Genomic DNA, 19,545 nt, shown 5'->3' with positions numbered 1-19,545 from the left:
GAGCTTCATTTTTCATTTCTGTTTCATTCTTATTACAATCATATTATCGAACTCACGTTAAATATATGATTGGAATTTGCACGGTCTCCAAGTTTAAAAGCATTAATTACCAGTGAGATTACTTCGGCTCTGGTTATTTTTGCATTAGGTTTAAAAGTATTATCAGGGTAACCTTTTAGTATGCCATTATCAACAATGACTTGTACATAACCGCTTGCCCACTTTGGTATACTTTTATTATCTGTAAATTTGAGCTTAACATTTTCAGCTGGTTTGAGGCCGACAGATTTACAGATAATTACTACAGCTTCTGCTCTTGATATTTCTCTATTTGGGCGGATAGTATTATCCTCATATCCTGATATTATTCCCAGCTCTAATAATTTATTGGCATATTCTTTAGCCCAATGACCTGATATATCTTTATAAGTTCCCAAAGCCGGTTTTTTAACAGGATTTTCTACGATATTGGTAGGTTTGGGTTGTGCAGTATATGTCGCTGTAGGAGTTGGGGTTACTGTTGGTGTTTTGGATGTTGCTGTAGCGGTAGCAACTGGCGGACGCAAAACTGGAGGAGCTATTACATTACCAGCATTGTCCTGATTTTGAGAGTTGCCATCATTGATAACTGAAAAGGAAGATTTTATTACCATATTTTTTCCGGTTATTGTTTCGTTTGCCACATAGATTGGACTTGCTGAATCAATATCTTGTACCATTTGACCATTGCTATAAAAAGCAAAGGATTCAACAGAAGGGAGCATATATCCCAGATAAAAGCTAGTGTATTTGGGAGCAGTTATAGTAAAGTTGGTTTTTGTACTCCCAGCAGGAATTAATATAGTCTCGGCAACAGCAATACTTGAATAGTCATATAAGAATACAATTACCGATATACCCCCTGAAGGAGCAATCCCAGAGTACAATCTGATTTCACCTGTTATATCTGTACCACTAATCAACTGCAGGCTTATATTTTCACTACTTGTATTTGAATCATATTCTGTTGCATTGGAATAATATGATGAAGTTGAAGAAAAGTTAATGCTATATACCTCTTTCATGTAGCCTTTTTCAAGGGTATTGAGGATGATTGTATACTTCCCATGGTTTAAGGGAACTTGAAGTGCATATTGAGCACTATTTTCGCCTTCTTTAATTGTGGTAAAAGTATACATTGATAAATCTTCGCTGCTATATTTGGCAGTGACTGCTACTCTAATACCTTCCTTTGGAGCAACTATTCCATAGGGTAATGATATTGTTCCGGTTAAAGTTTGAGCTTTCATTAATGTGAGATTTATTCCATAAACATGCTGGCCATAAACACCTACTACGCCAGCATCATCAGGATTTACTACAGTATTTCCACTTAGATAATACCCAGACCTCACATATCCGCTTACTATTGTAAAATAATTGACATAATATGATATGTTTTCATCAGGAACTGATATTGAATATTGAACTGAATTTTTTCCCTGATCAATTTTAACCATGCTTGAATAGTAGGCATCCTGGTCACTGTCAGAAGCCATAATCTCTACCTGTATTCCGCCTTCAGGTGCAGTTTGATAATCAGGAAGTTTTATAGTTCCTGATATGGTCCTGCCTTTTAATATCTGTATCTGGATATTTGATGCATCATTATGTCTTATATCCACAGGAGTCGCATCTGCTATATTAACAGTCGTACCCTTCCCGTTATAGAATCCATCGCTAAAATAGCCATCCATATCTTTTAGAAGAGTATATTGCAAAATGTATTTATTATCGCTGTCATTAAGATAAGCGGTGAGTTCAAAATCTGAACTTTTTTGTCCTTCAGCAATAGTAACATAACCAGTATAATACTGTTTTTCCTTATATCCTGCTGTAATTTTCACCTCAACGCCCCCACTAGGTGCAGCTTTGCCATCAGGAAGAGAGACTTTACCGCTGATTTTCCTTTTTGCAAGTAATTCCATATTAATATTACCTAAATTGCTTCCAATTGTAAGGTCCTCTGCATATTCCTCATCAAAGACAATTCCGGATGATGAATAAAGTCCTGCTTGTGCAAATGACTGTCCGCCTTCTAAAGTAAGGTATCCTATCCTAAATTTGTCACTTACTGATGCATTTGGTGACAATAGAGTATAGTCTTGAGAGTTGGTTCCTTTTTTTATGACTACAGAGGTTGAATAAACTTTTTCTTTTGCGTTTTGTAAATATACTTCAACTTGTATATCCTCATCCGCTGTCATATTATTTGGTAAATGTACTTTTCCTTTAATTGAATTATTTAAAACTATAGGTGTTGGTATTGCTATTGACGATTCATTGATTGGATAATAATATAGTTTTCCACCTTCGCTTATAGCATAAGCTATCTTTCCGCCATTGGATATGCCAACTTTTCTAAAACTGGATGTGTAACCTGAATCAGCTATTGTTTTAACTAAAATATGTGTTTTAACATTAAATATTTTAATAGAATATCCGTTAGTTGTAATGATGTACTTATTATCCTTTGAAAATGAAGCAGATCTAGGATAAGCATCTGTATACCATTCACCAAATTTATTGTTTATATTCGTCGCATCTATATCAAAAATAGTATATCCTGAACCATTTCCACCACCACAAGCAAAAGCAGCATGAAGGCCATCAGGTGAAATTGCAAGGTCCTGACCATTTGATCCCATGTTCCAAACATCATTCTTCTTTTCCAATTTGTTTGTGTTTTCATTGAAAACTAATTGGGTTAGAGAACTTGGACTAGTACCGGATTCTCCTGCCAAAATATTATTTGTAGCCCTATCACATGCTAAAAAATTGTAAGCTTCACTTTGGGCAGAAAATGAAGCTGCTTCCACACCGCTATTCCAATCAAAAACACTGATCTTTTTATCATACCATGCTTCACCTGTTGATAATAAAACAACTGCATAATTGTTTTTTGCAAAAACTACATCCAGAGGACTACCGGAAACGGGTATATATTTTATATTTTCTGTATAGGGATCAATTAATGCAACGCTATTGGATGAATACTGAGCGGCTATAATCTTTCCATTTTCAGGATTGAAATCAATTTTTCCAGGAGATTCATTTAATTGAAATGATTTTTTAGTATCACCTGTTAAAGCATTAATAATTAAAACTTTGTTTTGAGAAATATCCGACAAAATTGCCCATCCATCGGCAACAGGAATCATATCGGAAATATTGTATCCGCTTATGCTACCAGAAGAAAGATTATTCACATCAATATTATCTGTCATTCTAGTCAATTCGGGAATGCTTGTATTTAGAACTATCGTTGGTGTAGGTGTTGCCGTTGAAGCTGCGATTGGTGTTGATGTTTGTGATAAAGTAGGAGTTGGCGTAGCTAAAGGTGAAACAGATGGGGTTTCTGTTGTTGGTGAAGGTAAATTCACTATGTAATAAAATAGATTTCCGTCTCCGTCTTTACCAAAAGCAATCTTGCTTCCGTTTGATATGCTGACTTTGGATAAACCGGGTTTATTTGATAGCTTTTCAACAAGTGTATGTGTTTGAACATCAAATATATGAATATAATTACTTGATAATAATACATATTTGCTATCCTTGGTAAAAGCAGCTGAGCTGCAGCTACTTAAGTTCCATGTGCCTAATTTATTGTTTATATTCGTTGCGTCAATGTCGGCAGTAGTGTATCCTCCTCCACCTAAAAAGACAGCATGATGCCCATCAGGTGACATGGCAAGATCATTTGCGAATACTGCCATATCCCTAATAGTATTCTTTTTTTCAATTGTTTTAGTATTCTCATCAAATGCAAATTGATGAAGCGAACATGAGCTGCTTCCAGATTCACCTGCTAGAATATTATTTGTACTTCTATCATATGCTAAATACCCGAAATCTTCACTTTGACCAGGCACTGAGGTTATTTCAATACTGCTTTCCAAGTCCAATATACTAATTTTCTTGTCCCACCAAGCTGTGCCTGTTTCTATTATAGCAGCAGCATAATTATTTTTTGCAAAAACAACGTCAGGACAACTACCAGTAAGTGGTATATATTTTATTTCATTAGTATATGCGTCAATTAATGCTATGTAATTTGAAGACCTTTGCGTAGCAATAATTTTACCTGTTTCAGGATTAAAATCAATTCTATCAGGTGATGAATTTAGATGGTATTCTTCTGCGACTTCTCCTGAAAACACGTTCAAAATAGAAACTTTGTTTTTTACAATATCAGCAATAATCACCCATCCATCCACAAGAGGTACCATATCGTTAAAACTATACCCGCTTAAAGAACCAGATGTAAAATTATTAACAATGATATTATCAGTTGTTCTGGTCAATACTCCGTTATCATAAGGAAGTAAACCTGGCAGTGAAGCTTTAAAAGCATTCACCATACCGCTTGTTTCAACTTTTTCTTTAAGAGAATCAATCTCTTTAGCACTAACTTTAATGACTTCCTTCACTTTAGAAAAGCTGTATGAAGGATTAATACTCCATAATAATGCTGCAGTAGCCGTTACAAAAGGAGTTGCCATAGACGTGCCGCTGGCATAGTCAAATTTACCTTCAGGTATTGTACTTATAATATTTTCACCGGGTGCAGCGATATCAACTATCCGGCCATAATTGGAAAAACCGGAGAGTTCACCCTTATTATTAACTGCTGCAACGGTTATTTTATTTGGTATATTAAAAGAAGCAGGAAAAAAGAATTAGAGTCTAGATTTTCGTTTTCGTTTCCACTCCCACAAACAAATAATATGCCTGAATCCCTCATTTCTTTTTCCAAAGCATAATTATAGTTTGTGTCACCAAAAGAACAGTTGATTACTTTTACTCCCATACTTTTTGCATAACGTATTGCTTCTATCGCATCGCTTGTAAATCCACCATTTACGTTCATAAACTTTAAAGGAAGGATTTTTACTCCTGGAGCTATACCATTTATTCCTTTATCATCATGTTTTCCAGCAATAATTCCAGCTATATGAGTTGCATGAAAGTCTTCTTCGCTATTATCATATACTGAACTATCCGAATTCATAAAATCCCAACCATTAATGTCGTCTATGTATCCGTTATGGTCATCATCCTCGTTATTGCCAGCTATTTCCTTTTTATTGACATAGATACTATCCTTTAATTCAGGATGGTCAATATCAATGCCTGAATCTAGAATTCCTACGATTACATTTTCATTTCCTTTTTGATAATTCCATACTGGTTGTACATTAATATCAATACCTGAAACACCTGTCTGATCTATTATGGATTGTCCGGAGTTAGCAATACTCCATTGTTTTGAAGATAAATCTTCCAAGCCTATATCTAATTTTTTTAGTTTATAGTCCGGCTGAGCATATTCTATATACGGGTTATTTTTTAACTCATGTAGGACCATCTCATATTCTGCTTCATCTGATGTTTCAATAATATCAATATTTCCTAAATTTCTTTTGATATTAACTTTGTAGTTATTTAGCTTTTGACTTATAGTTTGTTTGACAAAGCTGATTTTCTTTTCATCCTTATACTTGACTATAATACTTTTGTCTGAAGAATTTGTTGGATGGTAATCAGGCAGAATACCAGGACCGGATTTCTCAGGCGAATTATTAGCATTTGCTGGCATGACCAGGCTGGAAAAAATAAATATTATACACATTAAAATTATAAATACTTTTTTTCCTTTGTACAAAAATTGATTATTCATATACTCCCCCCATAAAATTAGTTATTTAAATATTTATAAGTATTTGACAAAACCGCACAGCGGCTATTGTGTCCAGGTTTAGGAAACCAACAAGATTGATTTTTCTTAGAGATTAAAAAAGCTTGACATTATAAACAGTCAAGCTTTTTCTACAATACATATTGAGTTTTCAAGCGTACCGCATACTTACATTTCTCAATATTAAAAACCAATTCCTGATTGTTATGTTATAATAAAACCCACATACTTATATACACCATTATAAATAATTTGTAAGTATATTTCAATAATTCTTCATAATAACATAGAATTATGTTCCATGTTATGTTAACCATTATTCTGTTAATGCTATAATACATAAACCTACATAACACGAGAGGAGGAAGTGTATGCTGTTTTATTTTATTGCAATTGCTTTAACAATAGTATCAAATACTTTTTACCATATTTTTCAGAAGTCTATTCCCAATAATGTTAATCCTTTTGTTTCGCTTATTGCAACGTATATTACTGCTATTGTTGTGTGCCTGATTATTTTGCCGTTCTATCCAAGTGAGATAAGCCTGGTGAACTCCATTAGAAAGCTTAATTGGACAAGTTTTGTCTTAGGATTTGCTGTTATAGGATTAGAGCTGGGATTTTTGCTGGCATATAGGGCGGGGTGGAATATCAGCTTAGGTGCACTTTTTTCTAATGTAGCAGTTACTATTTTGCTTGTTCCAATCGGCATTTCATTTTTCAAAGAGAGTTTGTCGAGCATAAACGTAATTGGCATGGTACTTTGTATAGGAGGTATTTTACTATTAAGTTATAAGAGATAGTAACATAATAACACAGATAAACATAACCACTCATAATATATATAAGAGTTTTATTTTAAGGGTGATATGATGACTGATAATGAACCTTTAAAAATAGGTATGAAGGCCCCTGATTTTAGTGCAACAACAACTTTTGGACCTTTAAAGATATCTGATTATGAGGGAAAATGGCTAGTTTTCTTTTCTCATCCTGGAGATTTTACGCCTGTGTGCACTACCGAATTTATTGCTTTTGCAAGGTATTATCCATACTTTGTACAAAGAAATGCTTGCCTTTTAGGCTTGAGTATTGACAGTAATCCGTCACACCTGGCATGGGTTTATAATATTTATCAAAATACAGGAATACAAATTCCCTTCCCGATTGTAGCTGACAGAGATGCATCAGTTGCACGGCTATATGGTATGATTGCACCAGATTTGAACAAATCGGAGACTGTCAGAAGTGTATTTATTATTGATCCGAAAGGAATTATAAGGGCGATATTGCAATATCCATCAACTAATGGCAGGAACATACCTGAAATTATAAGGCTAATTGATGCTCTACAAACTACAGATAAGGAAAAGGTCGTTACTCCAGCTAACTGGATGCCTGGGCAGCCGGTAATTGTACCCTATCCCAAAACATATAAGGAGCTAATTGAAAGGGTACAAAATCCCCAAGGCTTAATGTGTATTGATTGGTATCTGTGTTTTAAAGATTTACAGGAATAAACACTTTTCAAAATAGGCCAGACTTATGTACATGTCATTAAGAGGGGGACGCGGTATGTTCCCCATCAAGTTTTTCGTTATTCTTTTGTATCCTAAATGTTTAAGTGTTATTTATTGACTGCAAAATTAATAATGTTATAATTAAGTCTAGTAATGAAAGGTTGGTCTCTTTTGATGAAGGTGCATTTATGAATAAAAAAATATTATACAAAAAAACATACAGAATATTGGAAAACTCCACGCCATTAAGATTTGACTGCGGTCTTGTGTGTGATAAAAAATGTTGTTCCGGTGGCAGCAACAACGGCATGCATTTATATCCAGGTGAAGAAGTGCTTCACACTGATTCAGGATTCTTAAATATTAGAAGTGAATCTTTTGGAAATTCAGATATTCTTTTTGCAATATGCCAAGGTATGTGCAAAAGAAAGCTTCGCCCCTTAGCTTGTAGAATTTTCCCTTTTGCTCCATATCTTGATTCGGTGGGAAGACTTTCTATAATTGAAGATCCAAGAGCAAAGTATTTATGTCCATTATTGTTTGATGAGGCTGAAATTAAAATAAGCAGAAAATTTAAAAGAGATATACTAAAGGTTTTTAGGATTCTTGTACAGGATAAAGAAATTAAAGACTATTTATATACTCTTTCTAGGGTATTGGATGAATATATTAGATTTGTATCATAAGTCATCCAAGATTGTTATTTGTCAGGTTCAATATGGACAACAGCATCAATAACATCAAATTTACTTTTAAGATGGCTTTCTATATCTTCAGTGATTTTATGCCCCTGTGAAATGTTAAGAGAAGCATCAACAATTATGCTCACATCAACCATAATGTTATTTCCATATACGCGACCTCTAACATTTTTTACATTTAATACTCCAGGTACTTGGCATACTATTTTGAATATATTATCCAGGCTTTTTTTATCAAACCCATCAGTTAAGTTATGTGCCGCTTCGCGAAAAATATCCCATCCGGTTTTACAGATTAATATTCCTACAACTATAGCTGCTGCAGGGTCAATCCATGCCAGCCCGAATTGAGATGCAATAATTCCGATTGATGTACCTACACTGACCCAGGCATCAGACAAATTATCCTTTGCTGCAGCCATAAGTGCCGAGCTTTTAATGGAAAGTGCTATCTTTTTATTATAGAGATATACTAAATAAATTGCTCCAGCACAAATAATTCCTACAATAGCAGCAGTTATGTCAGGAGTAGGAGCTTTGAAGTTTATTATTGATCTTATGGCATTATATAGAACATTTAGCCCGACACCAATCATGATCAATGACGCAATTAGTGAAGATACAGTCTCAGCCCTCCAATGTCCATAGTGATGGTTTTCATCTGCCGGTTTTCTAGATATCTTCAGCCCAATCAATACTGCTAATGAAGCAATAATATCCGTCGAGTTATTAAGACCATCTGCTGTGAGTGCCTCCGATTCTGAAAGATAGCCTGTTATTAATTTAAATACCGATAAAATAATATAAGCAAATATACTGATACGTGCACCACGCTCACCTATTTTAATTCTATCATATTGATTTTCCATTTTATTTTACTCCTTGTTGTATATGATTTAGGTATAAACAGATAATAATTTGGTCAATAGGACATCTCAAAAAGCTGAATTAATGATGTTAAAAGAATACTTTAATAATGCATTTTTGAGATGCCTTTATTATTATCTGGTATATATAATTGTTAATTAAGTAATGATTAAAAATTTTACTTCCCAATTAGGATATGTAAAATACAAAAGATTAATAAAACTTTTAATTTCCATGGAAGTATAAAACGAGTTAATTTCCTTAAACTATATGTAAAAAAATAAATAAAACGTAATTTCTTTATGAGGAGATTTATAAATGGGAAGAAAATTTCAAGGGAAATTTGAAGCTGCTGGAAGGGTTGGGTTAAGGGATAATGAGACCAGAGAGCTAATCCGAGTATATCCATACAAAGTAGAAGGTACAGATGCCGAAATAGAAGCCAGGGTTAAAAGTTGGTATTGCCAAAAAGGATGTGAAGGAGAAAATGAAATTGAAAACTATTCGGTTGATACCCTAAACCCGGGTGAGTTGAAGGATGCACAGGAAAAGTTTCTTGATGAGTAAAAAATGGGCTGCTGGTTACATTTACCAGCGGCTTTATTGATACTAAGAAGGGCATTATGTATTTTTGAAATACTCTTAGATGTTGTTATCATTACTGAGAATTTTTTGCAGGTCATTATAATCAATACCGCTACTTTTTGTTGAAAAGAAGCAAGGGAACTGCTTGCCGCAGGACTCGCATTTTATGTATTGCCTAGCTTCAACCTGCTCACGGTTATCATAAAGAAAAGGAAGCAATTCCTCCTTGTTTTTTAGTCCGGGAGCATTGGAATCAATGATATATGAATATACATACTTTGCTTCGTATTTTGCTGTAAGGATATTGCTTTTGCATGAAGGACATACAATTTGACTGGGTTCCATTGATTTAACCTGCTTTCTTTTAATTTTTATTTAAATTATAATATTATTATTGTTTTCAAAATTAATTTTTTTAATGTCTAGGAAATTATGGTGTATACTTACACCACAATTTTTCACGGTAATATCAATGTTCTCCTCTACTATATTTACATTTGTATAACTCCAGATAACCCATTTCTTTAGGACATTACAAATAGTGTTGTTTAAGTAAAGCTATAAAAGTATATTCAGTTCAGAGATACATGTTGTTATTTTTTGCATTACAATAGTATAATTTACTCAGAATCTTATTGTGATATAATTTTAAAGAGAATTAAGGCATGATTGAAAAATCACTTCCCGTTTTGAGCGTGTGTTCACGAGTTAAATTAACACGAAAGCGAAATTATACAGGAAGTTCTATTTTAAACATGCCTAAAATAGAAATGGGGTAAAAAAATGTTACCAAAAGCCATACTTTTTGATATGGACGACACTATAATACTATCAGGCGGAATATCTAATGAAATATGGGATGAAGTTTCCAGATACTTCATAGATAAATATAATCTTTTTGAATATGAAGTTTTTATAAGTAAATTGTATAGCATAAGAAATTGGTACTGGAGCGAGAAGCAGCGTCATAAGATCGGCAGGCAGGATATGCTTCTGGCAAGAAGAAATCTTATAAAAATGACAATAGAAGGCTTAGGCGGCAGGGATGAAGGTTATTCTGACGAAATGGCCCAGTTATTTCAGAAGAGACACTTGGAAAGTATGAAAATGTTTGATAAAGCCCAGGATACTTTGGTTGAACTGAGAAAAAGAGGAGTCAGGCTAGCACTGGTAACTAATGGAGGAATATGTGAGCAGAGGGCAAAAATTGAGAAGTTTCAGCTGGAAAAGTTCTTTGATACTATATTGGTTGAAGGAGAAACAGGTTTTGGAAAGCCCGAGCCTGAAGTTTATTTATTAGCTTTGGAAAGGCTTGGAGTAAAGGCTGAGGATACCTGGATGATAGGAGATAACCTTGAATGGGATGTGGAAGGGCCTCAAAAGCTTGGAATACTGGGAATTTGGAACGATTATAGGAATAACGGATTGCCTGTTGACTCAACAGTAATTCCAGACAGGACTGTGAGGTCGGTAAGTGAGTTATTGGAGGGTTTGGAACAGTAGACACAATTTATATGAAATTTTCGCATTAAGTATATAATATAATTTGATTTTAGATTGAAATAAATAATGTTATGATGTTAGGAATACCTTAGCAAAGACAGGAAGGGGTTAAGTTTATGATAATTATCGATATACCTATTAGAGATAAATCAGACAGTATTTATGATGCTGAAATAGATATAAAACAATATAACAATCAGAAATTTATTGAAAGCATAACAGGAGAAACAATATCCATACAGTTTATGTCAAGAAACAGATTAATGGTTCCTGGCAAATACGGGGGTTTAAAATCCAACAGCCTTATGCTTCAGTCGGTACATATGGCATTTGCCGATCATATACCTATTAGTTTAGACCCTGAAGTTATATGGTATATGATAACTTACGAAGTGGCACAGCATATTAAGAAAAACCCGAAAAAGTATGCAGGTGTTTTTAATGGAGATCCAGAAAATAAAAAGGAAATTGTAATTATTGATGATACTCTGGTATATAATTTCCAAAGTAATTGGCTGAGGACGATAAACTCATTCAAACAGCCTCTTGAGGACCATATTTCTAGAGATGTTATTGATCTGTTTGTTCCATCTTTCAGTGTTACTACAGTAGAAACTCAAACAGCAGTTTTGGTTTCGTTCATGGATGCAATACAAAAGTATTACGACTTTACTGTAGTTACGCGTTGCCATATTCCTAAAGTACGCCTTGATGGGGAAGTTGATGATTGGAAAAAACTTATTGACAGTACTAAAAGGTTATCAAAGGTATTTGATTCATTGAAGAATTATTTTGATGACATGATTCCTGTTTTGGAGAAACTTTATAAAACAGCAGCAGGCCTGGAATTCGATGAATCATTCTGGACATCCATCTATAAATATGAAGATGCTTCAGGGGGGCCTTACATAACAGGTTGGATTACAGTCTTTTTTGCACATGAAAAGAATAGGAATGGTGAATTGGAACTGCGAGACAACTTTGATTGGGTTAAATTAATAAATGGAAACATGTACAGTGGTGTTACATATTCATCTTTTCCATCCAACATCAGTGTGATACCCTTTAAGTGGGATTATATCGGCACCATTATTCCTATGCATTTTGCGGCAGGCATAATGGGCATAGACTGGGATGGATTTCTGTGCCCCAAGCTGGGTGTTGGTGTAATTGAACTTGAGTAATGAATAAAATATAACTTATTATATTCAAGTTTCATGATGAAATTTGCAGTATATATAGATTAGAATGGGAATTAAAATGTAATATAGAGGTGTCATCTATGGAAGCAGTTATATTCACAGGGTTGCAGGCAACAGGCAAAAGCACTTTTTATAAGGATAGGTTTTATAAAACACATATTAGAATAAACCTGGATATGTTAAAGACAAGGAACAAGGAAAATATAATGCTTGAGGCTTGCATAAAGGCAAAACAGCCTTTTGTGGTTGACAATACCAATCCCACGCAGGAAGATAGGAAAAAGTATATTGATATGGCTAAAGCGGCTAAGTTTAAGGTTGTGGGGTACTATTTCCATTCAAGCGTAAATGAAGCCATATTAAGAAATGATAAAAGGACTGGAAAAGAGCGTGTTTCACTAATAGGCATCAGAAGTACGAGTGCCAAGCTGCAGATTCCAAGAATGGAAGAGGGCTTCGACGAGCTCTATTATGTTAGTATTAGTGAAGAGAACAATTTCATGGTAGAGGAGTGGAAAGATGAAATTTGATGAACTTGACTCAAAAATGAGGGTTTACGAAACTGCCCATGATTATTGCGTCCTGCCTGAAGTTTATATGGTTGCACGCATAGATGGAAGAAGCTTTACAAGGCTTACTAAAGAGGTTCATAAATTTGAAAGTCCCTATGATATAAGGTTTAGGGATTATATGGTTGAAACCGTTAAACATCTTATGAATTGCGGATTCAGGGTGGTATATGGGTATACCCAAAGCGATGAAATATCACTTATGTTTCATATAAATGAAGGTGCATATGGTCGAAAGGTACGTAAATACAATTCAGTGCTTGCTGGTGAGGCTAGTGCAAAGCTGTCATTATTGCTTGGGGATGTGGCATGCTTTGACTGCAGAATATCTGAACTTCCCAATCCTAAAGCAGTAGTTGATTACTTCAGATGGAGAAATGAGGATGCACACAGGAATGCCTTAAATTCACACTGTTATTGGATGCTAAGAAAAAAAGGCAGCTCTGTAAAGGAAGCTACGGATTTTTTGAGTGGTATGTCTGTTAGTGATAAGAATGAGCTTCTATTTAAAAATGGCATCAATTTTAATGAGGTGCCTAATTGGCAGAAGCGGGGTATAGGACTATATTGGGAGGAGTATGAGAAACCTTGCATAAACCCTAAGACAGGCAGTATTGCAACTGCCCAAAGGCGTAGGATAAAGGCGGACTTTGATCTTCCTATGAAGGATGAATATAGTGGGTTTATAGAAAAGTTTATATTTCCCTGCAACCAGTCTGAATAACCAATTTGAATAAGAAAAATATTCCTTGACAGTAGATGTTGTCCTGTAATACAATATAAACACTATACTTTGAAAAATGTTGTAGTTATTATGTGGAAAGGAGGATTATTAATGTACAATTTTAAATTTTCTGAAAAAACTAATAGAATAAATAAAATACATTGGTTTAATCCTCGCTTGTATAAGGTTAAGGATAGTAATATCCTTAATAGCATCAAGTAATAGGCTGTTACATATAAAAATTATGTATAAGAGAGCGGTTAATTCCAATAAAAGGATTTAGCGGCTCTTTATTTATTTTGAAATATAAATACATACTTGCAAAGTTTGTAACAGACTGGAGTGATAATTTATGTTAGATAAAATATTAAAATATCCCAGAACGCCACATATTGAAGGATCGAGGTGTCAGCCTGGGGACGAGGACCTTAGCAGTGTACCGTTTAGTAAGATTGCAAAACGATTTATAGTTGTTGAAGAAAAGGTTGATGGTGCAAATAGCGGAATAAGCTTTACTCCAGAGGGAGAGCTGCTATTGCAAAGTAGAGGGCATTATTTAACCGGAGGGGGAAGAGAGAAGCATTTCAATCTCTTTAAAACATGGGCTAATGCACATTCTGCAAAGCTTTGGGATATCCTTGGGGATAGATACATTCTCTATGGAGAATGGCTTTATGCCAAGCACACTGTTTTTTATGACTTGCTTCCTCACTATTTTATGGAGTTTGATATTTATGATAAAGTGGAACAAAGGTTTTTAAGCACTGAGAGCAGAAGAGTGGTGCTAAAGGGCTATGATTTTATAACATCTGTACTGGTGCTGTTTGAAGGGAAAATGAATCTGCATAAGGAACTTATCGGCCTTCTAGGGAGATCTCATTTCATTTCCGGCAATGCAAGGGAAAGGCTTATAGAACACTGCAATGAGAGAGGCTTAAATGCAGAGAAGATTTTGAAGGAAACTGATATAAGCCACCAGATGGAAGGCTTGTATATCAAAGTTGAGGAAGACGGTGAGGTTAAGGAACGATATAAATATGTAAGGGCAAGTTTTCTTACCAGTATACTCAATTCCGAAAGCCATTGGCTGGAAAGGCCTATTATTCCTAACATACTGAGAGATGATGCTGATATATACAAAGTATAGGGGAAGGATGAAAATGTTAATTGAAGATGTTGATAAAACCTCAGACTGGAAATTTATTAGTTATGAAAAGATAGCCGAGGGAATTGACAGGCTTAAACTTTCGGTTGAGGATTACAGATATTTAAAAAAGTATGAATGGGTTGTGACTGAGAAGATTCACGGCTCGAACTTTGCTGTAATAACGGATGGTATCAATATCCGTTATGCTAAAAGAAAAGAAATGCTGCTTTCGGATGACAACTTTTTTAACCACAGGGTACTAGTAAATATAATTATTGGTAAGGTTGAAAAAGTTTATGAAACTATATTAAACATGGAAAAAAGCACTGAGAGAATAACCATATATGGAGAGCTTTTCGGAGGATATTACCCACATGCTGAGGTTGCTGTAAATAGGGAGGTTGAAGCAGTGCAAACGGGAGTATACTATTCACCCGATATCGAGTTTTGTGCTTTTGATATTGCTGTAGAATCAGGCAATGAAAGAAAATATTTGGATTATAATATCGCTGTCAACATATTTGAAAAGGCTGGGCTAATGTATGCAAAGCCACTATTCAAAGGAAGCTTTGAGAAGGCATCCGATTATCCTGTTGGATTTGAGTCAAATATACCGCAGCTATTGGGACTACCGCCTTTGAATTTTGAAAATAAAGCAGAGGGAATAGTAATAAAGCCTGTAAAACCTGTTTTTATCAAAACCGCTAAGGGAATTGCAAGGCCTATTATCAAGAAAAAGATTGCTGAATTTGAAGAAGAGAGCAGGTTTCATGGAGCAAATAACTGGAGCACAAAGTATTCCGGATATGCTGTGTGTACAGATGAGATGCTTGAATCAATAATCAGTGAGATTAGGGGCATGATTAATAAAAACAGGCTTAATAATGTAATTTCTAAGGTTGGGAGAATACATAAGAGTGAATATAAAAATGAATTAACAAAGCAGCTTCTTGATGATGCTTTTGAAAGCTTCAATTCAAAATATGATAATTATTTGACTTTGTTAAATCAGAAACAGGTGGGAAAATTGCAGGATGCCCTTAAAGAAGAAATAGATAAATTGCTAAGTGTTGGAGTTGATATAATTGTATCTGGATGAAATTAATAATTATAACTGGTCCCTGCCTGTATGTCCAAAAGCACCGGATTTTCAAGTGGATTGGGACAAAATATATGATAGCTTTGAGTGGATCAGGGCAATGGAGGGTGTACAGCAGAATCCGGTACATCATGCTGAAGGAGATGTTCTAACACATACTAAGCTGGTTTGTGAAGCACTTGCAGCTATGAAGGAATGGAGGAAGCTTAATGAGGTTTCGCAATCAGTCATCTTTGCAGCAGCACTTCTGCATGATGTAGCAAAGCCTTATTGCACGAGGGAAGATGAAGGAGCAATAATTTCACCCGGGCACGCTGTTAAAGGTGAGATGGCTGCAAGAAGAATCATATATAAGGATATGGGATTAGGAATATCCACTCCATTTGGTATGCGTGAGACAATAGCCAAGCTTGTGAGATTCCATGGATTGCCCCTATTCTTTTTTGAAAAGCCCAATCCGGCTAAAGCAGTAATAGGAGCCAGTCAAACTACAAGGATGGATTGGCTTGCAATGCTTTCAAAGGCAGATGTTTTAGGAAGAGAGTGTAGGGATTCAACAGATTTATTGGAAAGAGTATTGCTTTTTGCTGATTTTTGCAGAGAGCAGGGATGCTTGGAGAAACCAAAGGCTTTTCCAAATCACATAAGCCGGTTTGTATATTTCCAAAAGGAAAATGGTTTTGTGGATTTTGAAGCTTATGATGATACAAAGTCAGAAGTTATACTTATGTCGGGCTTGCCCGCAGCAGGAAAGGATACTTGGATTCAAAACAACTATTCACATTATCCTGTAATATCACTTGATGATATTAGAGATGATCTGGATATATCACCCAGAGATGAGCAGGGGGAAGTTGTTTTTAAGGCAAGAGAAACGGCAAGGACTTATTTGCGTAAGAATCAAAATTTTGTATGGAATGCGACTAACCTAACAAGTTCTCTTAGGAGGCAGTTGATAGATCTGTTCCATTCTTACGGGGCAAAGGTTAAAATAATATACATGGAAGCTCCATATTATGAAATTTTGAAGCGTAACAGAGAACGGTCCAGGAGTGTGCCTGAGAATGTAATTGGAAGAATGGTGACAAAGCTTGAGGTGCCTGATATGACAGAAGCACATCAGGTAGAATGGGTTGTAAAATAGAAATTATAGGAGGAACTTATATGTTGTTTGATACACATGCACATTTTAATGATAAAAGGTTTAAGGATGACAGGGATGAAGCTATAAAAAAGGCGTATGAAAGCGGAGTATCCTATATACTGAATGTCTCATACAATATACCGTCATTAGAACAATCGATTTCATTATCGAGAAAATATAGCTACATATATGCTGCTGTTGGTATACACCCTCATTATTCAAAAGAGATGAATGACGAAGTGCTGGAAAAGGTTCGAAGTCTTGCAAAAAACAATAAGGTTGTAGGGATAGGTGAGATAGGGCTAGATTATTACAGGGATCTGTCACCAAGAGAAGTACAGAAAGATTGCTTTGTAAGGCAGATTGATCTGGCTAAGGAAATTAAGCTTCCCATAATTGTTCATATCAGGGATGCCAATGAGGATGCCCTAAAGGTATTGAAGGATGAAAACGCCAGAGAGGTAGGCGGAATTATACACAGCTTTTCCGGTGATATAAACATGGCCAGGGAGGTTATGGAAAATAATTTTTATATATCGGTGGGAGGACCTGTAACATATAGAAATGCAGGGAAGCTTATTGATGTAGTAAAGTATGTGCCTCTTGACAGGCTTTTGATTGAAACGGATTGCCCATACCTTACACCGGAACCTTTCAGGGGCAACAGGAATGACTCAAGTCTTGTAAGGCTGGTTGCAGAAAAGATAGCCGAAATCAAGGATAAAACTTTTGATGAGATTGCAGAGATTACCACAAATAATGCGAAAAGGCTGTTTAAGATATGGCATGATTGAAATATTACTTACCGTTTTGAGCGTGTGTTCACGAGTTAAGTTAACTCGAAAGCGAAATTATACGGTAAGTTATATTTTCAACATGCCTATAATCAAAGTTTAGATTGAAGAAAAATCGCATCTTTGGTAAAATTTATTTATGTCTAATCAAAAATAATTTTCCCATAGAAAATTTATTCTTAGTTTATTTATTAATGCGGATAATATAAGTATAATAGTATCCGGATAAAGATATTTTGCGGAGGGATTTATGGCAATAATCGGAATTGATTTGGGAACAACCAATAGCTTGGTATCATACTGGACAGAGGATGGTGCGGTGATTATCCCAAACTCGTTAGGTCAAAATCTTACACCTTCTGTTATTAGTATAGATAATAATGGTGATGTGCTTGTAGGCCAAATTGCCAAGGAGAGGCAGATAGCACACCCGGAACTAAGTGCATCAGTGTTTAAAAGGAATATGGGTACAAAGAAAAAATATGTTCTTGGAACTAAAGAGTTTATACCTGAAGAGCTTTCTGCCATTTTACTTAAGGCATTGAAGGAGGATGCAGAACACTTTTTAGGTACCAAGGTTACTGAGGCGGTTATAAGTGTGCCTGCATATTTTAGTGATGCACAGAGAAAGGCGACAAAAAGAGCCGGTGAATTGGCAGGTCTTAGAGTAGACAGGCTTATTACCGAGCCAACTGCTGCTGCAATAGCTTACGGACTTCATCTTCGGGATACCGAGAACAAGTTTCTTGTGTTTGACTTAGGTGGGGGAACCTTTGATGTTTCCATACTGGAGTTGTTCGACAATATAATGGAAGTTCGTGCGGTTGCAGGGGATAATTTCCTTGGAGGCGAAGACTTTACAGAAATATTGGTTAATATGTTTTTAAAACACCATTCACTTACCACATCCCAATTAGGGGAGAAGGATCATGCAATGCTCAAAAAGCAGGCAGAGGTGGCAAAACGTGATTTCAGTGAGAAGAAGGTGGCAACAGTAGCCTGCCTCATTAATGAAGAAGAACTTAAACTGGAAATAACCCTTGATGAATATGAAGCTGCTACAAAGCATCTTTTTCAAAGGCTCAGAGAGCCGGTTGAAAGGGCGTTAAGCGATGCATCCTTAAAGATTAGTGATATCGACTCTATACTTTTAGTAGGCGGTGCAACAAAGCTTCCCCTCATAAGGTCATTTGTTAGCAGATTGTTTGGCAAACTGGCCTATGCGAACATTAACCCCGATGAGGTTGTGGCTTTAGGTGCAGGAGTTCAGGCTGCCCTCAAAGGAAAGGATGCTTCAATAAAAGAGGTTATTCTGACAGACGTCTGCCCATATACTTTAGGGACAAGCGTTACTGTGAGAAAGTCACAGGGCTTTCATGAGCCAGGACACTTTTTGCCTATAATTGAGCGTAACACAACCATTCCTGTAAGCAAGGTGGAGAGGCTTTATACTATATATGACAATCAGAAAATTATTAATGTTGACATTCTGCAGGGAGAATCAAGGCTTTCCAAGGATAATATTTTTCTAGGAGAGTTGAATGTTCCGGTGCCTCCCAAGACTGCCGGTGAAGAGGCTATTGATGTAAGGTTTACCTATGATATTAACGGCATACTGGAGGTCGAGGTAACGGTTGTATCAACGGGCCTTAAAAAGAACATGATTATAGAAAAGGAACCGGGTCATATGACTTCAGAAGAGATAGTTGAAAGCATAAAGAGCATATCCCACTTAAAGATTCATCCAAGGGAAAATCATGAGAATAAGCTTGTGGTTGCCAGAGGAGAAAGGCTCTATGAAGAAAAGATAGGCAGGGAAAGGCAGGAAATAGCCCAGCTTTTAATGGAGTTTGAAGAAATTTTGGATAAGCAGGATCTCAAAAAAGTTGAAGAATGTAGAAAAAAGCTTACTGATATATTTGATTCCATTGATACCAAAGGAGGCTTTTAATT

Annotated in this window: 17 protein-coding genes; 13 read left to right on the top strand and 4 right to left on the bottom strand. The window is 35.6% G+C overall.

Annotated elements, in window-relative coordinates:
• Positions 1-38: 38 nt before the first annotated feature.
• Complete coding sequence (locus tag Bccel_RS32195; RefSeq protein ID WP_276326170.1) at positions 39-4,682, bottom strand: S-layer homology domain-containing protein; 4,644 nt, start codon at positions 4,680-4,682, stop codon at positions 39-41.
• Positions 4,679-5,719 carry a S8 family serine peptidase gene (locus Bccel_RS21555; RefSeq protein WP_050753714.1) on the bottom strand — a complete coding sequence of 347 codons (1,041 nt, stop codon included), beginning with the start codon at positions 5,717-5,719 and terminating at the stop codon, positions 4,679-4,681. Before Bccel_RS21555 ends, Bccel_RS32195 begins: the two co-directional genes overlap by 4 nt.
• 389 nt (positions 5,720-6,108) lie before the next feature.
• On the opposite strand from Bccel_RS21555, the gene Bccel_RS21550 reads away from it, so the two are divergent.
• From Bccel_RS21550 to Bccel_RS21540, 3 genes are all read left to right on the top strand, one after another.
• The gene (locus tag Bccel_RS21550) at positions 6,109-6,540 is read left to right on the top strand and encodes an EamA family transporter (RefSeq protein WP_036944888.1); all 432 of its coding nucleotides are present in this window, start codon (positions 6,109-6,111) and stop codon (positions 6,538-6,540) included.
• Between the two features lie 66 nt (positions 6,541-6,606).
• Positions 6,607-7,257 carry a peroxiredoxin gene (locus Bccel_RS21545; RefSeq protein ID WP_242857040.1) on the top strand — a complete coding sequence of 217 codons (651 nt, stop codon included), beginning with the start codon at positions 6,607-6,609 and terminating at the stop codon, positions 7,255-7,257.
• A 188-nt stretch (positions 7,258-7,445) separates the two neighbouring features.
• Complete coding sequence (locus Bccel_RS21540) at positions 7,446-7,943, top strand: hypothetical protein (protein ID WP_050753713.1); 498 nt, start codon at positions 7,446-7,448, stop codon at positions 7,941-7,943.
• A 14-nt stretch (positions 7,944-7,957) separates the two neighbouring features.
• Here the strand turns inward: Bccel_RS21540 and Bccel_RS21535 are convergent, their stop codons facing one another.
• Positions 7,958-8,827 (bottom strand): cation diffusion facilitator family transporter, encoded by an 870-nt coding sequence (locus Bccel_RS21535; RefSeq protein WP_036944886.1) that lies wholly within the window; start codon positions 8,825-8,827, stop codon positions 7,958-7,960.
• A 316-nt stretch (positions 8,828-9,143) separates the two neighbouring features.
• Between Bccel_RS21535 and Bccel_RS21530 the strand changes: the two genes are divergently transcribed.
• Positions 9,144-9,392, top strand: a complete 249-nt coding sequence (locus Bccel_RS21530) for a hypothetical protein (RefSeq protein WP_036944885.1) — start codon at positions 9,144-9,146, stop codon at positions 9,390-9,392.
• 75 nt (positions 9,393-9,467) lie between these two features.
• On the opposite strand, the gene Bccel_RS21525 is transcribed toward Bccel_RS21530, so the two are convergent.
• The gene (locus tag Bccel_RS21525) at positions 9,468-9,755 is read right to left on the bottom strand and encodes a hypothetical protein (RefSeq protein ID WP_036944883.1); all 288 of its coding nucleotides are present in this window, start codon (positions 9,753-9,755) and stop codon (positions 9,468-9,470) included.
• 438 nt (positions 9,756-10,193) lie between these two features.
• On the opposite strand from Bccel_RS21525, the gene Bccel_RS21520 reads away from it, so the two are divergent.
• The 9 genes from Bccel_RS21520 (at position 10,194) to Bccel_RS21480 (ending at position 19,543) form a co-directional block, all read left to right on the top strand.
• On the top strand, positions 10,194-10,913 hold the full coding sequence (locus tag Bccel_RS21520) for an HAD family hydrolase (protein WP_036944882.1): 720 nt from the start codon (positions 10,194-10,196) through the stop codon (positions 10,911-10,913).
• A 116-nt stretch (positions 10,914-11,029) separates the two neighbouring features.
• Entirely contained in the window at positions 11,030-12,097 is a 1,068-nt protein-coding gene (locus tag Bccel_RS21515; protein ID WP_036944880.1) for a DUF4419 domain-containing protein, read from the top strand.
• Between the two features lie 98 nt (positions 12,098-12,195).
• Positions 12,196-12,645 (top strand): AAA family ATPase, encoded by a 450-nt coding sequence (locus Bccel_RS21510; protein ID WP_036944879.1) that lies wholly within the window; start codon positions 12,196-12,198, stop codon positions 12,643-12,645.
• A complete protein-coding gene (locus tag Bccel_RS21505) occupies positions 12,635-13,408 on the top strand; it encodes a tRNA(His) guanylyltransferase Thg1 family protein (protein WP_036944878.1) in 774 nt (257 codons plus the stop codon). Before Bccel_RS21510 ends, Bccel_RS21505 begins: the two co-directional genes overlap by 11 nt.
• A gap of 352 nt (positions 13,409-13,760) precedes the next feature.
• Positions 13,761-14,555: an RNA ligase family protein gene (locus tag Bccel_RS21500; protein ID WP_036944876.1), complete on the top strand. Its 795-nt coding sequence runs from the start codon at positions 13,761-13,763 to the stop codon at positions 14,553-14,555.
• 13 nt (positions 14,556-14,568) lie between these two features.
• Positions 14,569-15,654: an RNA ligase family protein gene (locus tag Bccel_RS21495; RefSeq protein ID WP_036944875.1), complete on the top strand. Its 1,086-nt coding sequence runs from the start codon at positions 14,569-14,571 to the stop codon at positions 15,652-15,654.
• Positions 15,641-16,798, top strand: coding sequence for an AAA family ATPase (locus tag Bccel_RS21490; protein ID WP_036944874.1), 1,158 nt, complete (start codon positions 15,641-15,643; stop codon positions 16,796-16,798). The genes Bccel_RS21495 and Bccel_RS21490 overlap by 14 nt, the downstream gene beginning before the upstream one ends.
• Positions 16,799-16,818: 20 nt before the next feature.
• On the top strand, positions 16,819-17,592 hold the full coding sequence (locus Bccel_RS21485) for a TatD family hydrolase (protein ID WP_036944872.1): 774 nt from the start codon (positions 16,819-16,821) through the stop codon (positions 17,590-17,592).
• 250 nt (positions 17,593-17,842) lie between these two features.
• Complete coding sequence (locus Bccel_RS21480; RefSeq protein ID WP_036944871.1) at positions 17,843-19,543, top strand: molecular chaperone HscC; 1,701 nt, start codon at positions 17,843-17,845, stop codon at positions 19,541-19,543.
• Positions 19,544-19,545 lie beyond the last annotated feature (2 nt).

Source organism: Pseudobacteroides cellulosolvens ATCC 35603 = DSM 2933, assembly GCF_001262605.1.
GTDB lineage: Bacteria > Bacillota > Clostridia > Acetivibrionales > DSM-2933 > Pseudobacteroides > Pseudobacteroides cellulosolvens.
The sequence above is the reverse complement of the archived record's forward strand: the minus strand, read 5'-3'. Positions and strand labels throughout refer to the sequence as shown.